Annotated in this window: 17 protein-coding genes and 2 pseudogenes; 10 read left to right on the top strand and 9 right to left on the bottom strand. The window is 71.2% G+C overall.

Annotation, left to right across the window (positions count from 1 at the left end; genetic code table 11):
- Nucleotides 1-787 precede the first annotated feature (787 nt).
- The 4 genes from ACIO5E_RS25195 to ACIO5E_RS25180 all read left to right on the top strand — a co-directional run bounded on the left by ACIO5E_RS25195 (nt 788) and on the right by ACIO5E_RS25180 (nt 2,772).
- A complete protein-coding gene (locus ACIO5E_RS25195; RefSeq protein ID WP_400671740.1) occupies nt 788-976 on the top strand; it encodes a reverse transcriptase N-terminal domain-containing protein in 189 nt (62 codons plus the stop codon).
- A gap of 30 nt (nt 977-1,006) precedes the next feature.
- On the top strand, nt 1,007-1,858 hold the full coding sequence (locus ACIO5E_RS25190; protein WP_400671739.1) for a group II intron maturase-specific domain-containing protein: 852 nt from the start codon (nt 1,007-1,009) through the stop codon (nt 1,856-1,858).
- A gap of 111 nt (nt 1,859-1,969) precedes the next feature.
- Complete coding sequence (locus tag ACIO5E_RS25185; RefSeq protein WP_400671737.1) at nt 1,970-2,281, top strand: hypothetical protein; 312 nt, start codon at nt 1,970-1,972, stop codon at nt 2,279-2,281.
- A gap of 62 nt (nt 2,282-2,343) precedes the next feature.
- Nucleotides 2,344-2,772: a DoxX family protein gene (locus tag ACIO5E_RS25180; protein WP_400671735.1), complete on the top strand. Its 429-nt coding sequence runs from the start codon at nt 2,344-2,346 to the stop codon at nt 2,770-2,772.
- A gap of 221 nt (nt 2,773-2,993) precedes the next feature.
- Here ACIO5E_RS25180 and ACIO5E_RS25175 read toward each other — a convergent pair.
- Nucleotides 2,994-3,407: pseudogene (locus tag ACIO5E_RS25175) on the bottom strand (NUDIX domain-containing protein); the annotation flags it as partial.
- 200 nt (nt 3,408-3,607) lie between these two features.
- Between ACIO5E_RS25175 and ACIO5E_RS25170 the strand changes: the two are divergent.
- Both ACIO5E_RS25170 and ACIO5E_RS25165 read left to right on the top strand, forming a co-directional pair.
- A pseudogene (locus ACIO5E_RS25170) lies at nt 3,608-3,923 on the top strand (transposase); the annotation flags it as partial.
- 596 nt (nt 3,924-4,519) lie between these two features.
- A complete protein-coding gene (locus ACIO5E_RS25165) occupies nt 4,520-6,001 on the top strand; it encodes a serine/threonine-protein kinase (RefSeq protein ID WP_400671732.1) in 1,482 nt (493 codons plus the stop codon).
- Nucleotides 6,002-6,239: 238 nt separating this feature from the next.
- Here ACIO5E_RS25165 and ACIO5E_RS25160 read toward each other — a convergent pair whose 3' ends face one another.
- Genes ACIO5E_RS25160 through ACIO5E_RS25150 form a run of 3 tightly spaced genes read right to left on the bottom strand, consistent with a single transcriptional unit; the run spans nt 6,240 to nt 10,058 of the window.
- Nucleotides 6,240-7,364, bottom strand: a complete 1,125-nt coding sequence (locus tag ACIO5E_RS25160; RefSeq protein ID WP_400671730.1) for a hypothetical protein — start codon at nt 7,362-7,364, stop codon at nt 6,240-6,242.
- Between the two features lie 10 nt (nt 7,365-7,374).
- Nucleotides 7,375-7,659 (bottom strand): hypothetical protein, encoded by a 285-nt coding sequence (locus ACIO5E_RS25155; RefSeq protein ID WP_400671728.1) that lies wholly within the window; start codon nt 7,657-7,659, stop codon nt 7,375-7,377.
- On the bottom strand, nt 7,659-10,058 hold the full coding sequence (locus ACIO5E_RS25150) for a hypothetical protein (RefSeq protein ID WP_400671726.1): 2,400 nt from the start codon (nt 10,056-10,058) through the stop codon (nt 7,659-7,661). Before ACIO5E_RS25150 ends, ACIO5E_RS25155 begins: the two co-directional genes overlap by 1 nt.
- Before the next feature lie 969 nt (nt 10,059-11,027).
- Here ACIO5E_RS25150 and ACIO5E_RS25145 point away from each other — a divergent pair.
- On the top strand, nt 11,028-12,092 hold the full coding sequence (locus tag ACIO5E_RS25145; RefSeq protein WP_400671724.1) for an alpha/beta fold hydrolase: 1,065 nt from the start codon (nt 11,028-11,030) through the stop codon (nt 12,090-12,092).
- Here the strand turns inward: ACIO5E_RS25145 and ACIO5E_RS25140 are convergent.
- From ACIO5E_RS25140 to ACIO5E_RS25120, 5 genes are read right to left on the bottom strand one after another with little or no spacing between them, the layout of a single operon-like run.
- Entirely contained in the window at nt 12,082-13,386 is a 1,305-nt protein-coding gene (locus tag ACIO5E_RS25140) for an NAD(P)/FAD-dependent oxidoreductase (RefSeq protein WP_400671723.1), read from the bottom strand. The genes ACIO5E_RS25145 and ACIO5E_RS25140 overlap by 11 nt on opposite strands.
- Entirely contained in the window at nt 13,386-14,162 is a 777-nt protein-coding gene (locus ACIO5E_RS25135) for an ABC transporter ATP-binding protein (RefSeq protein WP_400671721.1), read from the bottom strand. The genes ACIO5E_RS25140 and ACIO5E_RS25135 overlap by 1 nt, the downstream gene beginning before the upstream one ends.
- Nucleotides 14,159-16,039 (bottom strand): dipeptide/oligopeptide/nickel ABC transporter permease/ATP-binding protein, encoded by a 1,881-nt coding sequence (locus ACIO5E_RS25130; RefSeq protein WP_400671719.1) that lies wholly within the window; start codon nt 16,037-16,039, stop codon nt 14,159-14,161. Before ACIO5E_RS25130 ends, ACIO5E_RS25135 begins: the two co-directional genes overlap by 4 nt.
- Before the next feature lie 7 nt (nt 16,040-16,046).
- Complete coding sequence (locus ACIO5E_RS25125) at nt 16,047-17,015, bottom strand: ABC transporter permease (RefSeq protein WP_400671716.1); 969 nt, start codon at nt 17,013-17,015, stop codon at nt 16,047-16,049.
- Nucleotides 17,016-17,029: 14 nt separating this feature from the next.
- Complete coding sequence (locus ACIO5E_RS25120) at nt 17,030-18,613, bottom strand: ABC transporter substrate-binding protein (protein WP_400671714.1); 1,584 nt, start codon at nt 18,611-18,613, stop codon at nt 17,030-17,032.
- 209 nt (nt 18,614-18,822) lie between these two features.
- Between ACIO5E_RS25120 and ACIO5E_RS25115 the strand changes: the two genes are divergently transcribed.
- The 3 genes from ACIO5E_RS25115 (at nt 18,823) to ACIO5E_RS25105 (ending at nt 23,657) form a co-directional block, all read left to right on the top strand.
- A complete protein-coding gene (locus ACIO5E_RS25115; RefSeq protein WP_400671712.1) occupies nt 18,823-20,517 on the top strand; it encodes a DUF885 domain-containing protein in 1,695 nt (564 codons plus the stop codon).
- 304 nt (nt 20,518-20,821) lie between these two features.
- A complete protein-coding gene (locus ACIO5E_RS25110) occupies nt 20,822-21,169 on the top strand; it encodes a DUF5132 domain-containing protein (protein ID WP_400671710.1) in 348 nt (115 codons plus the stop codon).
- 241 nt (nt 21,170-21,410) lie between these two features.
- The gene (locus tag ACIO5E_RS25105; protein WP_400671708.1) at nt 21,411-23,657 is read left to right on the top strand and encodes an ATP-binding cassette domain-containing protein; all 2,247 of its coding nucleotides are present in this window, start codon (nt 21,411-21,413) and stop codon (nt 23,655-23,657) included.
- The last annotated feature ends 98 nt before the right edge of the window (nt 23,658-23,755 follow it).

The following is a 23,755-nucleotide window of genomic DNA, read 5'->3' as shown; positions in this document are numbered from 1 at the left end:
GATGTACTCGAAGACGGTCCGGTCTGGAACCCGTCGCCGGTGACAACCCAGCGGATGGCTCTCGGCGTATCCGTTCCGCACGGGCAGCAGAGCGGCGAATTGGTCCCACCGGGGTTCCAAAAGGCATGATGGGACGGCAGGCGTGCGACACGATGGTCCACGCGGTGAGTGGATGCGTTGGTAGGAGGGCCGGTTGAGGCCGGAGGCGCTATCCCGGACAAGTGCTCCAAGTCCGTCCCCACTTCGACGTGCGTCGCTGGCAACGGCGGGGTGCGAAGCTCGAAGGAGACGCCCAAGGACTTCCGTTCCACCCGGAGGCCACAGGCAAGGGGAAGACCGGACGGGCGAACGCGAGTGAACCCTTGATGATGCCTCGTTATGCCAAACCTCGGATGGTGGATGTCATACCGGGGTTCAGGGACCGGCCGTCGAGAGGCGGCAGGCGGCGACCGGAGAGCCTGTGCCGGTCGTGCGAGCACCGCTGTCCCCGGGGTTTAGAGGGCGCCCAACCCGGTCGATTCTCATGCGCGGGCAACGTGACAACCCCGATGGGGTCCGGCGAGCGGTCATCGTTTGCCGGTAGGCCGACCGCAAGGAAGGTCCAGATCCCCAGCGGGCGCAGGATGACCCAAGAAGCGAAGGCCGGCGCGCCGAAAGGCAGCAGGAATCCGGAAACCCGAGCACTGCACCTTCCGGCAGTGGGTTCCGATCAACTGGCCGGATACGGGGCCATGTGTCCCGACCCGAAAGGGTGCCCACGTGGGTCGGGTGAGTCCGTGCGGACTCGATGAGCGGTGACGCCGGAACCGAGGGACAAGTTGGACGCCTCACGGCGAACGGACCCAAGGATGACACCTTGGACTGGCTGTCGATTGACTGGCGGCAGGCCGAGGAGGACGTACGGCGTCTTCGGCAGCGAATCTTCACGGCATCGCAGGCGGGGACCTCAAGAAGGTTCGCAACCTGCAGAAGTTGATGCTCCGGTCCCGCGCGAATGCTCTGACGAGTGTTCAGCGGGTCGCGGAAGGCCTTCAACGAGGACAAGACGCGCATCGTCCACCTCGACGACGGCTTCGACTTCCTCGGATATACCGTCCGACGCCACCACGGCAAGATGCTGATCAGGCCGAGCAAGACAGCAGTGCGACGCCTCCGTAAACGGCTCGCCGCCGAGGTCAAAGCCCTCAACGGGGCGAACGCCACGGCGGTGATCAGCAAGCTCAACCCGATCATCCGGGGCTGGGCTGCCTACTACCGGAACGCCGTATCCAGTCGAACATTCAACGCTCTGGACAACTACATGTGGCGCCTCACCTACCGGTGGGCCGTGCGCAGTCACCCGAACAAGTCGAAGCACTGGGTCATCAACCGATACTTCGGCACGTTCAACCCGACCAGAGGGGACCGCTGGGTGTTCGGCGACCGGGAATCCGGCCGCTACCTCCAGAAGTTCTTCTGGACGAAAATCATCCGCCACCAGATGGTGCCGGGCCGGGCTTCACCCGATGACCCCGCCCTGGCCACCTACTGGTCCCGGCGACGCCGCAGGCAACTCCCCGTGCTGGACCGCACCACCCTGCGTCTGCTGACGACACAACGGTGGCGCTGCCCGATCTGCACGGGGCTGCTGCTGCACGCCGAGCACGAGCCACAAGGCCCCGAACAGTGGGGGCAGTGGCTCTCCGCAACCCGCAAGGCGGTCCGCACCCACGCGATCACCGCAAAAGCAGGGCCGGGACCAACGGGCGAACCCGCCGCACTGCAGCTGATACACACCCACTGCGCACGTCGGCTCCTCGCCGACAACCATGACGATCAGCCACTTCTGCCCGTCCGCAAGCCCCAGGGACTTGCTTGAGCCGTGTGCGGCGACGAGCCGCACGCACGGTTCTTAGCGGGCCCGGCCGCAGTAATGCGGCCGGGCTACCCGACACGGATCCCCCGGTGATCATGAAGCGTAGAGAACTCCATGATCGGGCGAACCGTGCCTGCCCTGCTACTGCCGATCAGCTCGGCACCTGCTAACGAACGGCCTTGGCTGGAGGGCGGCGACGTGGAGCCGTTCGCGTTGCCGCGCGCGGAGATCGGGGACCTGGCGGTCTTCCACGACACCGGCGCATGTGGGGCGAGCATGTCGTCGAACGACAACTCCAGACCGCTGATCCCGGAGGTCACGGTCGAGGGCGATCGGGCCGGGCTGATCCGTGGGCGGCAGACCGTCGGCGAGCTGCTGGCGCTGGAGGTGGGGCTGCCGGAAGACTTTTTCTCCCGGGACCGATGAGTTCAGGCGGTGGCGGCGGTCAAACCTGAGAAAGCAACGACAGCCGACCAGGGAGACCTGAAATGTCCAGCACCGCCACTGCCGCCACCACGACCACCGCCACCGCCGCGAAGTCCAGCAAGGCCGTGGTCCGGGTGGTCTGGACGCTGCGGATCCTGCTCGCGCTCTTCTTCGCCCTGGCCAGCGCGCTGCCCAAGCTGCTCGCGCTCCCCGCCGCCACGACCGTCTTCGACGCCATCGGTGTGGGCTACTGGTTCATGTACCTGACCGGACTGGTGGAGCTGGCCGGAGCGGTCGGGCTGCTGGTCCGCCGGCTGGCCGGGCCGGCCGCGACGGCGCTGATCGTCTTCCTGGCGTTCGCGCTCGTTACCCAGCTCACCGCGATGCACGGCGAGAACGCCGGGACCCCGTTCATCTTCATGGTGCCGCTGGCTGTCATCGCCTGGAACCGGCGCGCCGAGACGGCCGAGCTGCTCGGCCGCTCGCGCTGACCTGGTGCTTGGAGTGGTCCGTCAGCAGAGGGCCGGCGTCGCCCTGGCTCTCGCCCCCGGCCTTCGGCCGGGGGACCCCCATCGCGGCGGGCGCTCCTTCACCCGCCCCCTACTGGCGGACGCCCTTACTCCTGAAATTCAGGAGAACAGCCTAAAATCCGGTATGCCTGCCCATCGAGCCCAGCGAGCCTCCTGCCAGCCGAGATGGGACGACGCACCGCCTAACACCCCCGGGAACCCGCTCGTACTCCAGTTATGTTCCATACGCTCGGGTCGATGATCGAGCGCATCCCGAGGACGCGGCCGGCGGGGTCGGTGACGAGGAGACAGCCGTAGGCGCTGGGTCGGGCGATGGTCGTGACGTACCCGCCGACCGGCTGCCAGCCGGGGATCGCAAGGCGGTCGGCGAGCCACTCGATCACCGTGCGCTGACCCTCACTGGTCGAGGGTAACCGGCGGGCGCTGGCCCACTGGTGGTCGTCGTGGTCGTGGGAGAGGGTGATCGGGGTGCCGTCCGGCACGACCGTGGTGAAGGCGAACTGCCGTACGCGCAGGCCGCGTTGGTTGGTGAAGTCCAGGTGTCGTGCGTACTCCAGCGCCTGGCCGGTGAGCCCGGTCTCCTCGGCCAGCTCCCGTGCCGCGCCCGCCGGCCTGGCTCGCCGTCCTCCCGGCCGCCGCCCTTATGAACAGTTCGCATGTCTCAGGCCTTCGGCTGTCTCAGTGAACAGTGTGGTTGACCCTGTGCCTCCTGGTCCGGAAAGGCCCACCCTGCTGTCTCAATCGGCATCGAGGATTTTGCCCCTTCGTGATCCGAGATCCAGCGAAACCGGACCTGCTGGACATGGACGATGCGGCGATCGACGGCTCCCATGTCCGGGCGCTCAAAGGGGGGGGCTCATGTCGGCCCCTCGCCCGTCGACCGGGGTCGTCCCGGCTCGAAGCACCATGTGATCGTCGACCGCCAGGGCACGCCTCTGGCCGTCTCCCTGACCGGCGGGAACCGGCATGACGTGACGCACTTGATCCCCCTGCTGGACGCGATACCTCGCATACGCGGGCTGCGCGGACGCCCGCGCAACCGGCCCAAGCGGCTCTTCGCCGGTCGGGGCTACGACTACGACAAGTACCGTCGTTATCTTGGGTGCCCCGGAGCCGTGAGGCATATGACAATTGGCCTCCAGCCGGGTACGTGCCTGGTGGATAACTGGGGGATCGTCAGGCACGTGAGATACGTCAGTACCTGCTTCTGAACCCCAAAGCCACAGGTCATCCAAGGGTGTCCGAAAGGAGAGGTTTGCGGAATCGTTCGTAGAAGGGTCACGGTGACCGTTCGGCGAACGGACCTCTGGGATGCATGAGACAGGTGAGTCTCTAGGGCACGGTCACCACGGTGACCTTCACTCAGGGGTCGGCGAAGTCGCGCTGTTCAGGAAGAACTCGGCCGTCAGCTCATCTGCTACCAAGCTACCGCCCCACCCCGGTCAGTTCGCCCCGACCCGGGTGGCCGCATCCCTGCCGGTCAGCGGTGTCCGTTGCTTTCGCGGCCGATGACACGGAAACCCCGCGACCAGCGGGCGACCGATAGCACCGTGGCGGGCCGAGCAGCCCCTTCGCCCATTGTGGCGGCTGGTGACACAACCGTGAGCGGCACGCAATTTCGTGGGCGCAGCGGGGTAGGAACCGGGGAAACCCGCGGCCACGTCGTACCAGCGGCCGTGAAGCTACGCCGTGCAGAAAGGGTCTTGGCATGACGAACCGATCGGGTGAGCTCGTCGCCGGGCGCTATCGCTTGCTGGAGCGAATCGGTTCAGGCGGGTTCGGAAACGTATGGCGGGCGACCGACGGCTCACTCGGCGTCGAGGTCGCGCTCAAGGAGGTGCGGCTGCCCGACAACCTGCCCGAGGACCTGCGCCACCAGATGGCCGTGCGGGCCCTGCGCGAGGCCCGGCACGCCGCCCGGCTGCGTGGGGTGCCACACGTGGTGGCCATCCACGACGTACTCGAGTCCGCGCAGGGCCCGTGGATCGTCATGCAGTTGGTCTCCGGCCGCTCCCTCGCCCAGGAGCTCAACCGCCATGGCCCGCTCGACCCCGCCTATGTCGCCGGCCTCGCACGGGCCATGGTCCAGGCCCTGGCCGCCGCCCACGCCGAAGGCATCGTCCACCGCGACGTCAAACCCTCGAACGTGCTGCTCGCGGACGACGGGGGCATCCTGCTGACCGACTTCGGCATCGCCATCGACCACCGCGAGACGAAGCTCACCGGCTCCGGGATAGTGATCGGCACTGTCGGCTACATCGCCCCCGAGGTGATGCGGGGCGCGCCCGGCGACTCCCGTTCCGACCTCTACGCCTTGGGTGTAACCCTCTACGAGGCGGTGGAGGGCGTCGCCCCGTACGAAGCCAACACCGCACGCATCCGCCCACCCCGCCGAGCAGGTGCTCTCGCCCCACTGCTCACTGCGCTATTACGGGACGACCCGGCCGAGCGGCCCACTGCTACGCAGGCCCTGGATCAGCTGGACGGCGGTGGCGCGGCGCCCACCCTTCGGCGCGAGATATCCGTCCCACCACCCACCAAGCCCGACGAAGCCCGCTCGATCACCATGTCGCCCGCCAGGCAGAGATTCACGACGGCCTGCCTAGGTGTTGGGTGCGCCGTGCCCGTCGGCTATGTCGTCGGCTTCATCATCGGCTTCGCCCGCTATCCCAAGCCGGTCCTGAGCTTTGGCACCTTCGCCCTGGGGGGCGGCAACGGCCTCGGGCCGGGCGACACGAGCTCCGGCTGGGAGAACGGCCTGCTGGGGGCGGGCCTCCTCGTTTTCATCCTGGTCGTCGTGCTGGCCGTGGCCGGTGCCATCGCGGGCCCCAGCTTCGAACCTGACGTCATCTCCGCCGACTCCACCGGCTTGACCATCACTCGAAGGCCGCTGGTACGGCGGACCACCTCCACGCTGCCCTGGGCCGTCATCGACGACATCCAATTGCGCCTGGATACCCGTGATGGGCGCGCGGGAAGTATCCTGGTGCGCTTCAAGCCCGGCTGCGAGCCCCAGCAACAATGGCTGACCGATCAGCATATTGCGCCAAGCCGCGGCGGTACTTACCGCATCTACCGCGCCGGCGAGCTCCTTCCCGGGTTCCATCCCCGCGAACTGCACCGTTTCCTCAGCACGAACTCCCGCGGACTCTACAGCGCCCCCAAATCCAGGGTGGTGAGCAGATGGTGAGTGGGTGACCAAGCCGAAGAGCACATGTCCGACACGCAGAGCGGCTTCACCGTGATCGCCGTGGGAGGCACACCACTCACCCTCTTCACCCCCGATACCCCCTGCGGCTGACCCTCACCGATCAACAGGGCCCGGCAACCTTCGGTTGCCGGGCCCTTGGTGACACAGATGAAGCGCTCGGGTCGGAGGCGGTGCGTGTCTGCTGCAGCGCGAGCAGCCCCCGACCACGGCCCGGTGATCAACAGCTGCCTCGGCACCAGGCTCGTGTGGCCGATGTGCTGCACCGGCCGGGGACGGACGCCGCCCACGTCATTGCCCCGCTCGTCGGCCTGCCAGCCTTCGAGCACATCAAGTTGCCTCGGCTGCCGGCGGAGAAGGCGGTCACCATTTCGTTCAAATCGACTGTGCTCTGGAGCACCACGGAGCTTCCCTGCCCACCTCCGCTGTATCCGTAGTACTCCGGGTGGCCTTTCCCGTTCCACTTTTCGGTCTTGAATCCGTGGCCTTCCGGTGCCACCACCATCTCTTGGACGGGCGAGCCCGCGTGCTGCACGAAGCTGCAGCGGGCGAGCCAGTCTCGATGTTGGTCCGCAAGTTCTCCGTCGGTCCCAGCCGTTCCCCCCGAGACCCCAACCATGATGCGGATCTCGAAGGGAGTGTCAGTGCCGCCGTTCGGACGCCTCGGGTTCAGGCGTTGGATTTCGGCGACAACGTAGCCGTCCGCCGTCTCTCGCCAGGCGCAGATGTTCGCGGCTCCGGCCTGAGATCGCTGCTTCGGCTCGAAGATCGTGCCGGGCGGGGCAGTAGCCTGCGTCAGGCTCGCCAGTCGCCGCAGACGCAATGCGTCGCTTAGCGCGATCGAGGCCTCGTTCGCGGGGCCTGTTGCCTCTGCCTCCAGTTGTGTGAACTGCTGGAGCGCTCGGACGGACAGGAGCCGGGCGAGGTCGTCAGTCGAGCGGCTCCAGCCGGAGAGGAGACCGGGGACTGTAAGCCGACGGGACCAGCGGGTCGGCTCGTTCGGAATGGGATCGGCGTTCGGGCCCACCAGGTAGCGGTCCGATAGCGGTAAGCCCTTCGCGTCCGCCCAGGCGTCGTACGCCGCAAACTGATCGCCGTGAGCGCCAGCACCGAGCTTCACCTCCATCACCGATCGCTCGATGTCGTCCAGCAAAACGACGAAGTCGGCCCGGCCCGCAGAGGCCCCTCTGCCTGCCTTCACCCGGGCCTCTCGCCAGACGTTGAGCGTGCCCGGGGCCAGGAGCAACGCAGACCGGAGCGGCTCAGGATCCAGCTCGGCGAGGAAGCACAGCAGGTTCGACCAGTCGTCTTCTGTTCGCAGCAAGCGCGTCAGCCCGTACGTCACGGCCGGGACCCTACACGCCGCCTCTGACACGTAGGGCCAGCCCGCCTCGGCAGCGACGTCTGGCATCGGCGGGCACGCGCTTGACCTCGCCGGGGGTGCGGAGCACGGGCGCGGTGACCTGGGCGTCCCAGTCGGCCAGGACGGCCTCGGCGCGGTGCACGGTGGCGTGGCTGACGCCAGCTTCGCGGGCGAGGTTCTCCTTGGTCAGGGCGCCGTCGCTGTTGCTGGGCTGTCCGGCCAGCAGGCGAGCCATGGCCTCGCGCAGCTTCGTCTCGGTGGTGGCAGACACCGGCATCAGATGGACTCCTTGACCTTGTCGAACTGGACGTTCGTGGCGCGGACTTCGGACAGCCGGTTCGCCGCCTGCTCGCGCAGCGGTCGGGACGGCTTCTTCTTCAAGAACTCCACGAGGTCTGCTTCCTCCATGCGCCAGATGCGCTCGTGGGCGAGGGTGAGGACGGAGTTCCGGCAGCGGGCGGGCTGGCACGCGCCCAGGAGTGGGGTCGTGCCGCGTTGGTCGGGCGGGAGCTGGTTCTGGCACTCCGTGGTGGGCGCGTTCCACAGGTAGTGGTTGATCGTGCCGAGATGGAGGTCGGCGAACTCCTCGCGCAGCAGGGTGATCTCCAGGCGCTCGTCGGCGATCTGTGCTCGCAGGCTGATGCTCTGCTCGACGGCCTTGTTCACCCGGTCCAGTCCGGCATGGAAGCGCGCGGCGCCAGGACCGACCGCGATGGTCTGGCCGGCGCGCCGGGCCTGGAGCAAGGTGGCCAGCTTCTTGGCGGCGACGGTCTGCAGCTGGTTGTCGAACTCCTTGGCCCACCGGGCGCCAGGTTTTCCGTAGGCGAGAGTGGTCCGGTTGGCGAGGGCGCGGCGGGCTGCGTGCTTGAGCTGGATGCCGAGGGCGATCTCTCCGTCCGGCTCCTGGGCGGCGATCACGGCCATCGTCTTGCGGAACATGTGAGGCCGTACGAGCCCCGCCGGGATCTCATCCAGGCCGGTGAGGTGTCGGTTCGCGTTGACGAGGGTGATGAAGTCCGCGATGTCCCGGACCGGCCGGAAGCCGTCGCCCAAAGCGGGGTTGATCGCGCCGAAGACCCTGGTGTCATGGCGGGACAGCGCCTCGGCGACAGCGATCGCCTGGGCGACGGCCTCGGTGATCCACCAGCGGGACCGCGGGCGGGAACCGTCGTGCTTGACCTGCCGGGAGGCGACGGCGGGGGCGCCGTAGTACTGGGTGACGGCTCCGCGGGTGATTTCGAAGATCTCGCTGTCACGCATCGCGGTCAACGCCGCTACCCAGACGTAGCAGGCTGCTCTGACCATTCTCGGGGTCTGGCTGGTGTCCACCGGGCGGGTGCGCTCGGGAGCTGAGGCCACGACCTGGCGTACCCAGGCGCGTCGTGCGGCGGCCCGGTGGTGGCTGCCGCCGAGGCTCAGGGCGTCGGAATACTCAGCCTCGTACACCAGCCTGGCTACCTCGTTCCAGTCCGGCTCTGCGGGCTCACCGGTCTGTGTGTCGGGGGATCGGAGTGGGATGAGGTTGGCGGGGGCGTCGAGCCAGCGAAGCAGGATCTCGTCCTGCTCCGCCGGCGAGAGGCGCTGCCGGGAACGTACTTCGACGGCATGGTCCTTGCGCTGCCGCGGGCTCTGGGAGACGGTCCGGCCGGTCTGTTGGATCCAGAGCTCGACCCGTTGGCGGCGTGCTCGCCCGGCAGCACTCCTTGGGACGAAGAGACTCGGGTTGGGGCTCTTCGACACCTCGCGGCTCAGCGTCGCCCATAGGGGGCGGCCTTCGTCGGGGGTTCTCTCCAGGTGCGCGTTGATCGGGACGCGGGAGCCGGGATCGGCGAGCCATTCCTCCAGCAGAGCATCGAGTTGCCCCTGGGTTCGCATCCGACGTTCTCGCTTCGGTTGTGTCGCGTGGTCATGGCGAGCAAGGATCTCGGGAGCGAACCGGTCGATGTAGGCCCAGGCGGCCCGTAGAAGGGGCCCCCACACCTCGGGCGCGATCGCCGCGGTGGACAGTTCGTCGGTCCATGGACACTGGGCGACGGCGGAAGCCGACTGGCCCGGCCAGGGGTCCTCCAGTGTTGGCACCCCGGTCAGGACGGGCGAGAAGAGGATCAGGTGGCGGACCGCGGCGACCATGGGGCGCACTGAGCCGGGGGCGGTGATCTCCGCCCTGGCCGCGATGAACCCTTGCCAGTCTTCCACCTGCCACAGGCCGAAGTCGGCTGGCATCTGCTGCTCGTCGGCCCAGACCCGCAGCTTGTTGAAGGCGGAGCCGAAGGCCCTCGTGGTGCTCAGCCCCCAGGTGCCCGGAGGAACGAAGATGCCAGCGGCCTGCAGGGCGGGGTGCTGGGGGTTCAGCATGGCGAAGGAGATCTCTCGGGCCAGCAGGTTCCATCGCGGGTCAGCAGGAAAGGAGCAGAGCCACGCTCCGGGCACCTTGTTCGCCGGCCGACGGATGCAGTCGCCGGGCCACATGTCGGCGCGGCCGAAGACCGGCATCTCCTTGTGTGCGAGCCGGCCGGGCAGGTTGGCGTACACCGGGTCGAGCCCGGCAGCGAGAAGCTCTCGGCCGCGGTCCAGCCGGGCCTCCAGCTCACGGATGTCGCTCTGCGCGGCCTTCTGCAGCGCCGCGCGTTCCGCGTTGCTGAACTCGTCCAGCACCTGGTAGGTCGCCTTGCGCATTCCAGGTGGCGCCTCGATACGTCGGCGCAGCCGTTCGGGGACCCGAGGCGACCGCGCCGCCCAGTGGCCAAGGAGCGAGAGCAGGGCGCGGGATTGTGCCCAGGGCTTCCCCGACTGCTCGGGGATCGGCCGAGCTGGCCCTGTTCCCAGGCGTAGATCAGCGCGGGCACATCGAACCGCTCGTCGGCCAACTGGATCTCGGCGGGGTCCAGCCCGATCGTCGGCAGGTGGGTGGAGACGAGCGCCGCGAAGGACTTGACGGCCTTGGGGTAGGAGCCCTGCGTCTTCAAGGAGTTCTTGTGGTGGTAGTCGATCCACACATCCGCGAGTTCAGCCGCCAGTGCCCGGCAGGCGAAGGCGGACGGATCGACCCGCCGCTTGCTGGGCCGGCCGCGACTGACGAAGGTGATCTCGCGAATGCCCACGCGCGCCACAGGGGCAGGTGGAGCAACAGGCGGGTTGGTGCTGGAGCGGGGACGTCGGTCGCCTCGGGGTGGCATCAGCTCCACCGCCCGGCGTGCTGACCGGCCAACTGCGCGTAGGTGGAGTCCTGTTCATTCCACCCTGTTGCTGCCGCCTCCGGGGGAGGTTGTCCGTTCTGTTTCTGTGGCTTGCCCCGTTATGCCTTTCGTGGTTCCGCAACGGGGCTTCCGGCCTCCGGGCCCGACAGTGACCTGCGCCCTCGGTCGATCATGATCGAAAAGGTGCCGTCACCGGGTGCGGAGGCATCGACAGCCCGCTGGTTGCTGTCGATCGTCGCCGGTTCCTCGGCGATGGAGCGGGCCGGGGCGAAGAGCTGAGCCCTGAGTTGTCCCGAGGGGCGGTGACGCCGGGGCCTTGGTCGGGTGCGGTGGGTTCCGGAGCGGCTCTGGGGCGGCGCCGGCGTCGAGGTGGGCCGACGGGGGAAAGAAGCAGTCGAGGATCGGTTTTCGAGTGTCTCGCGGAGGGCCGATGCGCCGGGACGGACGGGTGGCGAATTCCCTGCTCGCGCTGCTGAGCCGGGACTGGGCGGGAGTGCCGGTCGCGCTGGTGGTGGCGGGGGTGGGCGGCGGCCTCCTGGGGCTCGGCGGGAACCGCGCGGTGGCGCTGGGTGGTCCGGTGGTCGCGGCCGGTGTGCTGCTGCTGGTCGGGGCCGTGCGGCACGTGGTGCTGGTGGCTCGGGAGGCGGGGACACGGCCGGCGCCCGGCGTGCTGGTGGAGGTGGGTGGGCACCGGATGCACGTCCTCGCCGAGGGGGCTGCCGACGGTGGTCCGACGGTGGTCTGGATGCCGGGCGGACACGCGCCCGGTGAGGAGTTCCGGCAACTGCACACGCGGATGGCCGCCCGGACCCGCTCGGTGCTGGTCGACCGGTTCGGCTCGGGCTGGAGCGATGTCGGGCCCTTCCCGAGGACGACGACGGCCGAGGCGGCGGAACTGCTGGCGGCGCTGGAGGCGGCGGGGGAGCGGGCCCCCTTTGTGCTCGTCGGCCACTCCCTGGGTGGACTGCTGGTCGCGAACGCGGCGAGGAGGCGTCCCGATCTGGTGGCCGGGCTCGTGCTGCTGGATCCGACGCCGCTGGAGGTGATCGCCTTCGCGCCGCCCAACCGGCTGGCCGCCGGCATGCGCAGGGGCCTCCTGCTGACGGCGGTGCGGCACCTGTTCGGCGCACAGCGTGGCCGGGACGGCCGGACCGGCCAGTACTGCGCCGCCGCGTCGATCTTCGCGGAGCTCTCGCCCGTCGGCCTGGCGGAGGTGGGCTGGGAGACCGTGGTCTACGACGGCGACCTCGGCGACCTGCCGCTGGTGCTGGTCATACCCCGGGACCTCACGGGTGGCGAGGCGGTGCTGGCCGCCGCCGGGGACGAGGTCGAGGCCGAGCGGATCGCCAGGTTCTACCTCCGGGCCCGGACCCGCTACCTGGCGGCGTCGACCGCGTCCCGGGTGGTGTACACGCCGGAGGGCACCGGCCACGACTTCCCGGCCGAGGCCCCCGGGTTCGTCGTCGGTGTGGTCGGTGACCTGCTGAGCGAGCTGCGTACGGTCAGCCCATGACCGTACGGGCGGAGCCGGACCGGACCGGGCGCCGACGGGAGAAGGCGCCCAGACCCACGACGTTTCCGGTGTGTTCGCAGCGGTAGCGGACCGGGTCGCCGTCGTGGTCGTGGCCGGCCTCGACCAGGTCGATCAGGGTGGCGAGGTAGCGGCCCACCAGGGGGGCGTTCTTGAACTGGTTGCCGCTCGTGCCCATGGCGACGTAGTAGCCGTCGAGGGCGGTGCGGTCGTAGATCGGGGTCCAGTCGTCGGCGACGTCGTACACGCCCGCGACACCGACGGGCCGGCTGGGGACCCTGATCCCCGGGAAGCGGCGGGCCGCGCGGGTCACCTGGGTCCGGAAGCGGCGGGCGGTGGGGCGCGGATCGGCCTCGTCCGGGTCGTCGACCCACTCCGGCGGGTCACAGGCCGGCTGGGTACCGCCGACGAGGAGGTGGCCTGCGGCGGCCGGCCGCAGGTAGGTGCCGAGGTCGACGTCGGCGACGACCGGGCCGAGGCCGGCGGTGGGGCCGCCCGGGACGGCGATCTGGTGGACCTCCTCACGCAGCGGGCGGACGCCCACGGTGAAGTCGCCCCCGACGCCCGCCAGCCGGTTGAGGCCGCTCGACCACGGACCGGCGGCGTTGACCACGACCGGGGCGGCGACCCGCGTACCGTCGGCCAGCCGGACGCCCGCCACCCGGTCCGCGTGCCGCTCGACGGCCACCACCGCCCGGTGGAACAGGAAGTCCGCACCCAGCTCGCCCGCCGCGTCGGCGAGGTTCCGGGCCGCGAGCTGCGGGTCGTCGACGAAACCCGCGTCGGGGGTGAAGAGGGCGCCGAGTTCTCCCGTCGGGCCGGAGAAGAAGCCTTCGTCGTCCACCGGCTTCGGCGGCCAGTACCGTCCGGCGTCGATCCCCGGGAGGTGCCGGCGCAGCGTCGGGGCGTCCCACCGCTCGTACGGGACGCCGGCGCGGTCGAACAGGGCCGCGACGTCGGCCGGCGCGGCCGCGGGGGAGTCGAGCAGCACGGCCCCGGTGCGGTGGAAGGCCGCGAGCGGGTGCCGGCCGGCCGGCCGCAGGTGGTCGGGCCAGGTGGCCCAGAGCTGGCGGGCCTCCCAGGCCGTGGCGACGCCGTCGAAGGTGGAGTAGTTGAAGCGGATGATCGCGCTGGAGGCGCTGGTCGATCCGTGGCCGGCCGCGCCGGCCTTGTCCACCACGACCACCTGCCGCCCGGTGCGCGCGAGTTCGAGGGCGATGGCGGCGCCGATCACCCCGGCGCCGACCACCACCGCGTCCGGCGGGCCACTCGTCATCAGGACCTCCGAGGGGGTAGGCGGGGCACGGAGGCGAGCAGCGTCCTGGTGTACGGGTGCTGCGGGTCGCGCAGGAGGGCTTCGGTGGGGCCGGTCTCGACGATCCGGCCGTGCCGCATGACCGCCACCACGTCGGAGACGTAGCAGACGGCGGGCAGGTTGTGGCCGATGAACAGCATGGACAGGCCGAGCCGTTGCCGGAGTTCGCGGATCGTGTTGAGGACGGAGGCCTGCACCGAGACGTCGAGCGCCGAGGTGATCTCGTCGGCGATCAGGAGACCGGGTTCGACGGCCAGGGCGCGGGCGACGGCGACCCGCTGGCGCTGGCCGCCGGACAGCTGCGACGGCAGGCGGTCGGCGAGCCGCGGATCGAGCCCGACGAGGTCGAGCAGGCCGAGGACGCGCTCGGTCCGGGCCGGCCCGTCGAGCCGGTGGAAGACGGTGGCCGCCTCGGCGAGGGTCTGGCGGACCGTCATCCGGGGATCGAGCGCGGTGTCCGGGTCCTGGAGCACGATCTGGACCAGGCGGCCGAGCCGGCGCCGGGCCCCGACCGTGCGGACGCGGACCTCCCGGCCGTCGATCAGGACCCGGCCGCCGTGCACGGGAACCAGCCCGACGATCGCACGGGCCAGGGTCGACTTCCCCGAGCCGGACTCGCCGACGAGCCCGAGCGTGCTGCCGGACGGGACCTCCAGTGAGACGCCGTCCACCGCGGTGACGGGACCGCGTGGCCCGTGGTGGCGGACGGTGAGCTCGCAGAGCCGCAGCTCGGTCATGACGGGTCCGCCTTCACCTGATCCACCGCCGGATCGGCGGCCGCCACCGGCAGCGGGTACCAGCACGCGACGCGCTGGACCGCGTCGAGGCCCTCCAGCGGCGGGGCCTCCCGCGCGCAGCGGTCCCGCCGGTGTGGGCAGCGGGGCTCGAACGGGCAGCCCGGGGCGGGCGCCAGCGGGTCGGGTGGCGCGCCCGGTACCGTCGGCAGCGGCCGGTCGCGGTCCGCGGTGAGGTCCGGCACCGACTCGACCAGGGCCCGGGTGTAGGGGTGCCGGGCGGCGGTGGCGAGCCGGTCGGCGGGCAGTGCCTCGACGACCGCTCCCGCGTACATCACCAGGACGCGCTCGCAGAACCCGCTCACGAGGGCGATGTCGTGGCTGATGAACAGGACGGCGGCGGAGGTGTCCCGGCGCAGCTCGGAGAGGAGTTCGGTGATCTGCCGCTGCACGGTGACGTCGAGGGCGGTGGTCGGTTCGTCGGCGATGATCAGGTCGGGCCGCAGCATCAGGCCGGAGGCGATCATCACCCGTTGGCGCTGGCCGCCGGAGAGCTGGTGGGGGCGTGCCCGCAGCAGCGAAGGGGGGAGGGCGACCCGGCGCAGGGCATCCGAGGCCTCCCGCAGCGCCTCCGCGCGGCTGATGCCGAGGTGGGCCCGGGCGGCCTCGGTGAGCTGGGTGGCGATGCGGAGCGACGGGTTGAGCGCCGAGGCCGGGTTCTGGAAGACCATCGCCAGGCCGGTCGCGAGGTGCCGGTCGCGCTGCTTGGGCGTCAGGGCGGCCAGGTCGGCGCCGAGCAGCCGGAGGGTCCGGTGGGACACCCGGGCCCGTTCCGGGAGCAGGTCGGCGATCGCGAGCGCGGTGAGCGACTTGCCGGAGCCGGACTCGCCGACCAGCCCGACGATCTCGCCCGGCCGCAGCGACAGGCTCACACCGCGGACCGGCCGGATCACGCCGTCCGGGGTGGGGAGTTCGACGTTGAGGTCCTCGACCTGGAGCACGAGGCCGTCCTCGGCGGGTCCGCTCGGGGCGACCGGCCGCCGGGGCGGGCGGGAGGCCGGCCCGCGCCGGGCAAAGCCTCCCGCCAGGACCTCGCCGAGCAGTTGGAAGGTCACCGCCGCGTAGAGGATGGCCAGGCCCGGGGCGAGCGCCGGCAGTGGTTGGGCGTAGATGCGGTCGAGCCCCTGGTTGAGCAGTTGCCCCCAGTCGTAGCCGGGCGGCTGCACGCCCAGGCCGAGGAAGCTCAGCCCGGAGAGCGCGACCAGGGAGGTGCCCGCCGCGGTGGTGGTGCTGAGCAGCAGCGGCTCGGCGGTGTTCGGCAGGACGTGCCGCCACAGCAGCCGGTGCCGGCGCAGGCCGAGGACCCGGGCGGCGGCCAGGTGGTCGGTGCCCGCGACGGCGGCGGCGAGGGTCTGGGCGAGCCGGGCGAAGCCGGGCACTCCCGCGACGGCCAGGGCGAACACCGCTCCGCCGGCCCCCGCGCCGAACACGACCGCGAGGAACAGCGCGACCAGGAGCGCGGGGAAGGCGAGCAGCAGGTTGATCAGCGCGGCGATCAGGCGGCGGGAGCGGGGCCCCACGACGGCGGTGGACGCCCCGAGGAGAACACCCGTGCCGGCGCCGATCGCGGTCGCCGCCAGTGCGAGCAGCAGGGAGGGCCGGGTGGCGGCCAGCACCCGGGCCAGGAGGTCCCGCCCCAGGTTGTCGGTGCCGAACGGGTGCACCCCCGACGGGCCTTGCAGCACCACCGAGGGGTCCGGCCGGTCGGCCGCCGCGCCCCAGACGAGCGGGCCCGCCAGCGCGAGCACGATCAGCGAGGCCAGCATGGCGGTGGCGACCCAGGCCATGGGCGAGCGGAGGTACCTGGTGGGCAGGGGCATCGGATCCTCAGCTCTCCCGGATCGCCGAGCGCGGGTCGAGCACCGCCAGCAGCAGGTCGACCAGGAGGCTCGCGAACAGCACGGTGGTGCCCAGGATCAGCACCATCGCCTGGACCACCGGGTAGTCCTGCGAGACCACGGACTGGGCCATCGCCGAACCGATGCCGGGCCAGGCGAAGACCTTCTCGACCAGCACCGTACCGGCGATCATGGCGGGCAGCAGGCCGCCCGCGACGGTGAGCGCGGCGGTGGCCATGTTCGGTGCCGCGTGCCGGAGGTAGCGCCGCGCCGGGGACAGCCGTTTCGCCCTGGCGGTGCGCAGGTAGTCCTCGGACAGCACCTTCAGCGCCTCCACCCGGACGATCCGCGCCAGGACGGCGGTGGGCGCCACCGAGAGCGCGAGGACCGGCAGGACGAAGGACCCGGGGCCCGCGGTGCCGGCCACCGGGAGCAGCCGGAGGCCGACGGCCAGCAGTGCGGTGAGCCCGGCGGCGAGGACGAAGTCCGGCACCCCGGCCAGGCCGGCGGTCACCGTCGTGAACGCCAGCTCGCTGCGCGGGTGCCGGCCGTCGCGGGTGCGGACGGCGACGAACAGGCCGCAGGGCAGGGCGACGGCGAGGGTGACGAGGAAGGCCAGGCCGGCGATCTCCAGGGTGGCCGGCAGCCGGGTGCGGACGAGCTCCGCGACCGGTGTGCCGGTGACCAGGGAGGTGCCGAGGTCGCCGTGTGCGAGGCCGTCGAGGTAGTGCCGGTACTGGGACAGGAAGGGTGTGTCGAGGCCGAGTTGGTGTCGGCGGGCGGATACCAGGGCGGGGGAGGCGTCGATGCCGAGCGCCGCGCGGACCGGGTCTCCGGGCACCAGGCGGATCATCGCGAACGACGCGGTGAGCACGACTCCGAGGGACAGGACCAGCCGGGCGGCGCGACGCCCGAGGAAGGCGGTCCACGGGTGGTGGAGCAGCGGAGGAAGCGGCACGTCGGCTCCCCGGGTCATCGGTGCAGTCGGATGCTGGTGGGAACGATCTGGCCGCCGAAGGTCGTGGCGAAGGTGGTGCTCCGGCCGTAGACGGTGCTCCGGCCGTCGGCGATCGGCAGGGCGTCGGCCGAGCGGAGGAGCGCGGCGGCGGCCCGGTTCCAGGTGCCGCAGCCTTCGGTGTCGGGCTCCCGGAGCGCTTGGGCGACCAGGGTGTCGTACTCGGGGTTGGTGACCCCGGCGAAGTTGAGGCCCTGGGCGGGTGTCGGACCGGAGAAGAACGGGATGAAGCCGACCGGCAGGGCGAAGCCCGGTGAGGTTCCGACCACGACGTCGAAGTCGCCGGTCTGGTACATGGCGTTGACGAGGGCGGGCAGGCTCTCGGTGACCAGCTCGACGTCCGCGCCGAGCTGCGTCCAGGAGCGGGCCATCAGCTCGGCGACGGGCGACAGCGTCGGCCCGAGATCGGGGCTGGTGATCAGGCGCAGCCGGAGTGGTCGGCCGTCCTTGGCCAGTCGGCCGCCGGCGTCGCGGGTCCAGCCGGCGGCGCGCACCGCCTCGGAGGCGTCCAGCGCGGGCAGGTTGGCGGCGGCGAGGTCGGCGTGGCAGACGGCACCCTCGGCGCCGAAGTCCGCGGCGGGCCGGCCGGTACCGCCGACGGCGACGTTGGCGAGTCCCTGGCGGTCGAGGGCGGACACCAGGGCCCGCCGCAGTGCCGGGTCGGCCAGGGGGCGGCCGGGGCGCTGGTTGAAGAAGGTGAGTCCGACGACGGTCGCCACGTCGGCGGCGGCCAGGCCGTGGCCGGTGAGCCGGGCCCGATCGGGCCCGTTCACGCTCGCGATGTCGACGCCTCCGGTGAGCAGCAGGTTCGCGGTGGTGGAGGCCTGGGGCACCACCGAGATGACGATGCGGGCGGGGAGGCCGGGTTCCGCCGTGGTCGCGCCGCCCGGTCCCCAGGCGTAGCCCTCGCGCCGGGTGAACTCGTACGGTCCGCCCGGGGTGTAGTGGGACAGCACGTACGGTCCGGTGCCCTGGGTGGAACGGTCCAGCGACCGGGGCCGGTCGAGGCCGGCGGGACAGACGATCGGCAGCAGCCCGAGCGTGCGGGTGAGGAACGGGAAGGGGGCGGTGGTGGTCGCCGACACCGTCCCGGCCGCGTCGTCGGCGCTCGCGGTGTACGGGACGCTGGGGAGGACGGTCTGCGCACCGGCGAGCTGGTTGGCAGGGTCTCCCGCGTAGTTCAGCGCCCGGGCCACCGCCGTGGCGGTGAGGGGGGTGCCGTCGGAACAGGTGGTCCCGGGGCGGAGGGCGAAGGTGGCCGTCGTGGTGGTGGCCCCCCAGGAGGAGGCCAGACCGGAGACCAGGGTGCCGTCGGCCGAGATGTTGACCAGCGAGTCGTAGGCGTAGCGAGCGGGGCCGGTGCCGAAGGCCGTGTACGGGTTGAAGCTGGGGGTCTCGCTGGCGGTCGCGATCCGGACGGTCCCGCGGTCCACGAGGGGACCGGTCGTGGAGGAGCGGGCGAGGTTGCCACAGCCGGTCAGGGTGACGGCCGCGGCGGTCAGGGCGGCGGCCAGGGGGACCGGTGGGGGGCGACGGGGCATGGCGTCATAGTGCCACCGAGTCCTGGCGCTGACGAGTCAACTCCCTTCTGTAGCAAGTGTGTTCGAAAGTCCAACGTCGCCTTTCGGCGTACTCGGCGGGCCTGGGCGCTGATGGCGGGAGCCGATGCGATTCACCCGTTCGTGGGAAGCGGTGGCCGGTCGGACGTCGATCCGGCCGGCGGGCGGCCCGTCATCGCCAGGATGGCCGCATGAGGACGAACGAATCGGGCCGGGAGATCGGCCACCTGGCGGACCGCTACTGGGAGTTCCTGCTGGAGCGTGACCCGCTGCTGAGGGTCCGCCAGGGGCTCCCGGTCGAGACGCTGCCGGGATTCTCGCTCGCCGAGGCCGAAGCGCGTGCGGGGTTCGCCGAGGGCGTGCTGGAGCAGGTCCGGTCGCTCGACGGCACGGAGCCGTCCGGAGTCGACGCCGACACCGCCGCGTTCCTCGTGGGGCTGGCCGAGCAGGAGCTGCGGGCCCTGCGCTGCTACTGGCTGACGCCCGTCGCCACGCCGTACCGGCTGTTCCCGCTGTCGCTGTACGTCGATGCGGTCCTGCGTCCCTTCCGTTTCACCGAACCGCAGGACGGCGAGCGGTACTTGGCGCTGGCGCGCGAGCTGGCCCGGGTGGTCGGGTCGGTCGGGGACAAGGCGGCGGAGCAGGCCGCCCGCGGCTTCCGGGTGCCCGCCCCGGCGCTGCCCGGGGCGCGAACCACCATCGCCGGCCTGCGGACCACCGTGGCGGAGCGCGTCACGGTGGGCGAGGACCGGCTGGGCGGGCTGGGGTCGACCGGGCGCGGGCGCCTGCGGGACGGCGTACGGCGGCTGGTGGAAGCCGAGCTGCTGCCGGCCTTCGACCGTCTGCTCGCCGTCGTCGACGACCCGGCCTACCTGGATGCGGCGCCGCGGGCGGTCGGCTGGGCGCGGCACGAGGGTGGGGAGGAGGTGTACCGGGAGTTCGTCCGGACGCACACCGGGGGCGACACGCCGCCCGAGCGGCTGCACGAACTCGGCCGCGAGCAGTGCCGTGAACTGGCCGAGCGGATGGGGGAGGTCCGCGCCGTCCTCGGATTCCGGGGTTCCGAGGGGGAGTTCCACGAGCGGCTGCGGAGCGAGCCGCGCCTGTACGCCCGGACGCCCCAAGAGGTCGAGGCCCGCTACCGCCGGTACCTGGACCGGCTGGCCCCGCTGCTGCCCCGCTGGTTCGCCGTGCTGCCGGCCGCCCCGTACGGGCTGGCCCGGCTGGACCCGGCGCTGGAGGCGGGGATGACCTTCGGGTACTACGAGCAGCCCACGGCGGCCGATCCGGTCGGGCGCTACCGCTACAACGGATCGGACCTGGACCGGCGGTCGCTGCTGGGCGCGGCCTCGCTGATCTACCACGAGCTGGCGCCCGGCCACCACTTCCACCTCGCCCGGCAGACGGAGAACCGGTCGCTTCCGCAACTGCGCCGCGAGGTGGGCGAGTTCGGCGCGTTCAACGAGGGCTGGGCCGAGTACGCGGCCGGTCTCGGCTGGGAGATGGGCCTCTACGACGACCCGTGGGACGCGTACGGGCGCCTCGCGCAGGAGCGGTTCACCGCCCAGCGCCTCGTGGTCGACACCGGGCTCAACCTCGGGGCCATGAGCCTGGAGCGGGCGAGGGACTTCATGCGGGCCAACTCCACCGAGGGGGAGGCCCAGATCGCCTCGGACCTGCTGCGGTACTCGACGGACCTGCCCGGGCAGGCGTTGTCCTACCGGGCGGGGTACTTGGAGTTCGCCCGGCTGCGGGCCCGGGCGGAGGCCGGTCGCGGCGGGGGTTTCGACGTGCGGGCCTTCCACGAGGCGGTGCTGGGCGGCGGCGGGCTGCCGTTTCCCGCTCTGCGGCGGAGGGTGGCACGGGAACTCGGAAATGCTCATTGAAATGATAGATATGATTAGCGGTTAATTCTGTGGGCAGGTGTACGGCAATTCGCGCTACCCCGGGGCGTCGAGAGCACTCGCACGGGTGAAACTCGCCGAGGCTGTTTGGTCTCGACGTGCGCGGTTCGACTACGGTGACGAAGGTTGCGGACGGCAGGGCCCGTGAATCGAGGAATTCCAGACCCGGCAGGGTGAACGGAGAATTCCGGAAACGGGTGCTTCCGTCCGCCCGGTTGTGCGCTGCTCCGGTGTTCGCGGTTTCCGGGGTCCCTGTCATACGTCTGCGTGGAGAGGATGGAACATCATGCCACCCGTAGTACCGCCCTTCCTGGTCGGCCTCGTCGTCGCGCCGCTGGCCAAGCGTCTGCTCAAGCCGCTGGTGCGTGGCGTCGTCAAGACGTCCGTCGGCATCGTCCTGGAGGTGAAGAAGGCGGCCCACGAGGCCGGGGAGAACATCCACGACCTCGCGGCCGAGGTGGCCGCCGACATGGTGGCCGCACAGGTCACCTGTGGCGATGGTCAGCGCGCCGAGGCCGATGGTGCCGTCCAGAGCGTCCCGAGTGAAGAGAGGGGCGAGACTGCCGACCGGGGTGAAGGTGAGACCCGGACTCCCAAGATCCGCGCGACCGCCGGAGTCGGAAAGGCGCACTGACGGTCCGTTCTGCGGCTCTGCCGCCGCCTGGGCGCTTATTTCGACGGATTTCGGAATGACGCGCCCGAGCGGCGGTCGGCCGCGGGCTCGCGCTCGCACCGCTCCCTCCTTCAGGACTTCCACTCCGCCGCGGCGTTCCGTCGTACCCGTGACGGATTCCCGTGACCTCCGCAAACAGGTGATCGTACACATGCCGTCTCTACTGGGTGCCGCAACCGGATACAGCTCCGTGGATTTGGACGTGCGCCCGCGCTCGGTCATTCCGGGCCGCCAGCGCTGGGACGTCAAGCCGGTTCTCGGCCGGCCCCGGACGGCCGAAGTCCTCGCCGCGACCCTGCGGCGCATCCCCGGGATCACCCAGGCGCAGGCCAGCCCGGTCACCGGCGGGGTCCTCGTCCGGCACGACGCGCGCGTGAGCGGCGCGGACGTCGACCGGATCGTCCGCAGGGCCGTCATCGTGGTCATGGAGGGCATGTCCCGAGCCGCCCGTCCCGCGCCGGTACGGCCCGTCGCCGAACCGGCCCCGCGGGCCGATCGCGGCCTCGTCCTGCGTCCCGTCCTCGCCGTCGGGGGCGGTGTCGCGGCCGGCATCGCGCTGATCCGCGGGTCGGCGCTGAGCAGGCAGCTGGTCGCGCTGGGCGGGGTGGCGGCGGCGACCGCGGTCGTGGTCCGAAAGGCCTGGCGCAGAACGGTCGACGCGACCAGGGACCTCGCCGGGCCCGGAGCCGAACGGCATCCCCTGCTGGAGATCGTCGGACCGCACCGGCGGCGCCTCTACCGCGCCTCCACGCTGTCGGTCGCCTGCCAGGTCTCGGAGATGGCGCTCGGCACCTTCCTCGGCTGGACGGCGCTGGTCCTCATCAAGGGTGAGGCCGCGCCGCTGGTCAGCCTCGGTCTGACCACCGCGACCGCTCAACTCTGGGGTCTGGCAGGGCTGGTGGCGGCGGCCTGTGCCGCCGTGGCGGGCCTCTCCTACTCCTCGAACCTCCAGTGGCGCCGGCTCGGCCAGGACATCGAGCACGACTGGCGGAGCCGCACGTACGCCCATGTGCAGCACCTCGAACTGCGCCACCTGGAAGGCGAGCGGACCACCCGGATCGCCGGCGCGCTCACCGACGACGTCCGGCAGCTGGGGACCTTCTTCTCCACCTCGGCCAACGACGTGCTGCAACTGGGCACCAGCCTCGCCCTGCTGGTGCCGCTCTTCCTGCTGCTGGCACCGCAGATCGCCTGGATCGCCTTCCTGCCCATCCCGGTCATCGCCTGGTTGTCGCTCCGCTACCAGGACAAGGCCGCGGCCGACTACGCCGTCTCCGGCGAGCAGCGGGCCAGGCTGCACAGCCAGCTGGTGAACAGCCTGGAGGCCGGCGCCACCGTCAAGAGCTTCTGCACCGAGGACTACGAGGCCGAGCGCATCGACCGGCTGAGCGGGGACGCCCAGGAGAGCAGCCACCGGACCGACCGGGGCACGATCCGCCACGCCGAGACCGTCCGGGCCTGCACGACCGCCTCCATGGCCGGCACCCTGCTGATCGGCGGCCGGTCGGTGCTCAACGGCACCCTGCCGTTCGAGGTGTTCAGCCCGCTGATCGGGCTGCCCCAGATGGTGCTGCTGCGGATGAACCGGCTCGGCGGCATCGTCGACCAGTACCAGCGCACGATCGCCGCCTACGACCGGGTCCACCGGCTGCGCGCCCTGCCCGTCGAGACCGACGGCACCGGCGGACCGCTCGACGTGGAGAAGGTGCACGGCGAGATCGTCCTCGACGACGTGACCTTCGCCTACCCCGGTCGGCCGCCGGCGCTGGAGAGCCTCTCGCTGACCATCCCCGCCGGGCAGGTCACCGCCCTCGTCGGCGCCACCGGCTCCGGCAAGACGACGATCGCCAAGCTGCTGATGCGCTTCCAGGACGCGGAGTACGGCAGCGTGCTGCTCGACGGGCGGGACGTGCGCGACCTCCGGCGGCACGACCTGCGCCACGCGATCGGGTTCGTCGCCCAGGATCCCTTCCTCTTCGACGGAACGATCGCCGACAACATCCGCTACGGCAGTTTCGACGCCTCGGACGAGGCCGTGGTCGAGGCGGCCTCGAAGGCCGAGGCACACACCTTCATCGCGACGCTTCCGGACGGCTACGACACGGTGATCGGCGAACGCGGCGCCACCCTCTCGGGCGGCCAGCGGCAGCGGATCGCCCTGGCGCGCGCGATCCTCAAGGACGCCCCGGTCGTGATCCTCGACGAAGCCACCTCCGCCGTGGACAACGAGACCGAGGCCGCGATCCAGCGCACGCTCCGGGCCTTCGCGGCCGACCGGACGATGGTCGTCATCGCCCACCGGCTCTCCACGGTTCGCCACGCCGACCGGATCTACGTCATGGACAAGGGCGGCGTCGTGGCCGAGCAGGGCACCCACGACGAACTCCTGGACCGGCGCGGACTCTACGCATCCCTCTGGCAGCTCCAAGCCGGCGAAATCGCCGCCTGACCGTAGCCGCCGCGCCACCCGCCCGCCGACCGCGTGACGTCACCGCGGCCGGCGTGCCCAGCGCGCCCTCACGCCTGCCCACATTCCTGGAGGTACCC

The sequence above is a fragment of the Kitasatospora sp. NPDC087314 genome (assembly GCF_044744365.1).
Classification (GTDB): domain Bacteria; phylum Actinomycetota; class Actinomycetes; order Streptomycetales; family Streptomycetaceae; genus Kitasatospora.
Note: the sequence above shows the minus strand (reverse complement) of the source record. Positions and strands in the feature narration are given on the sequence as shown.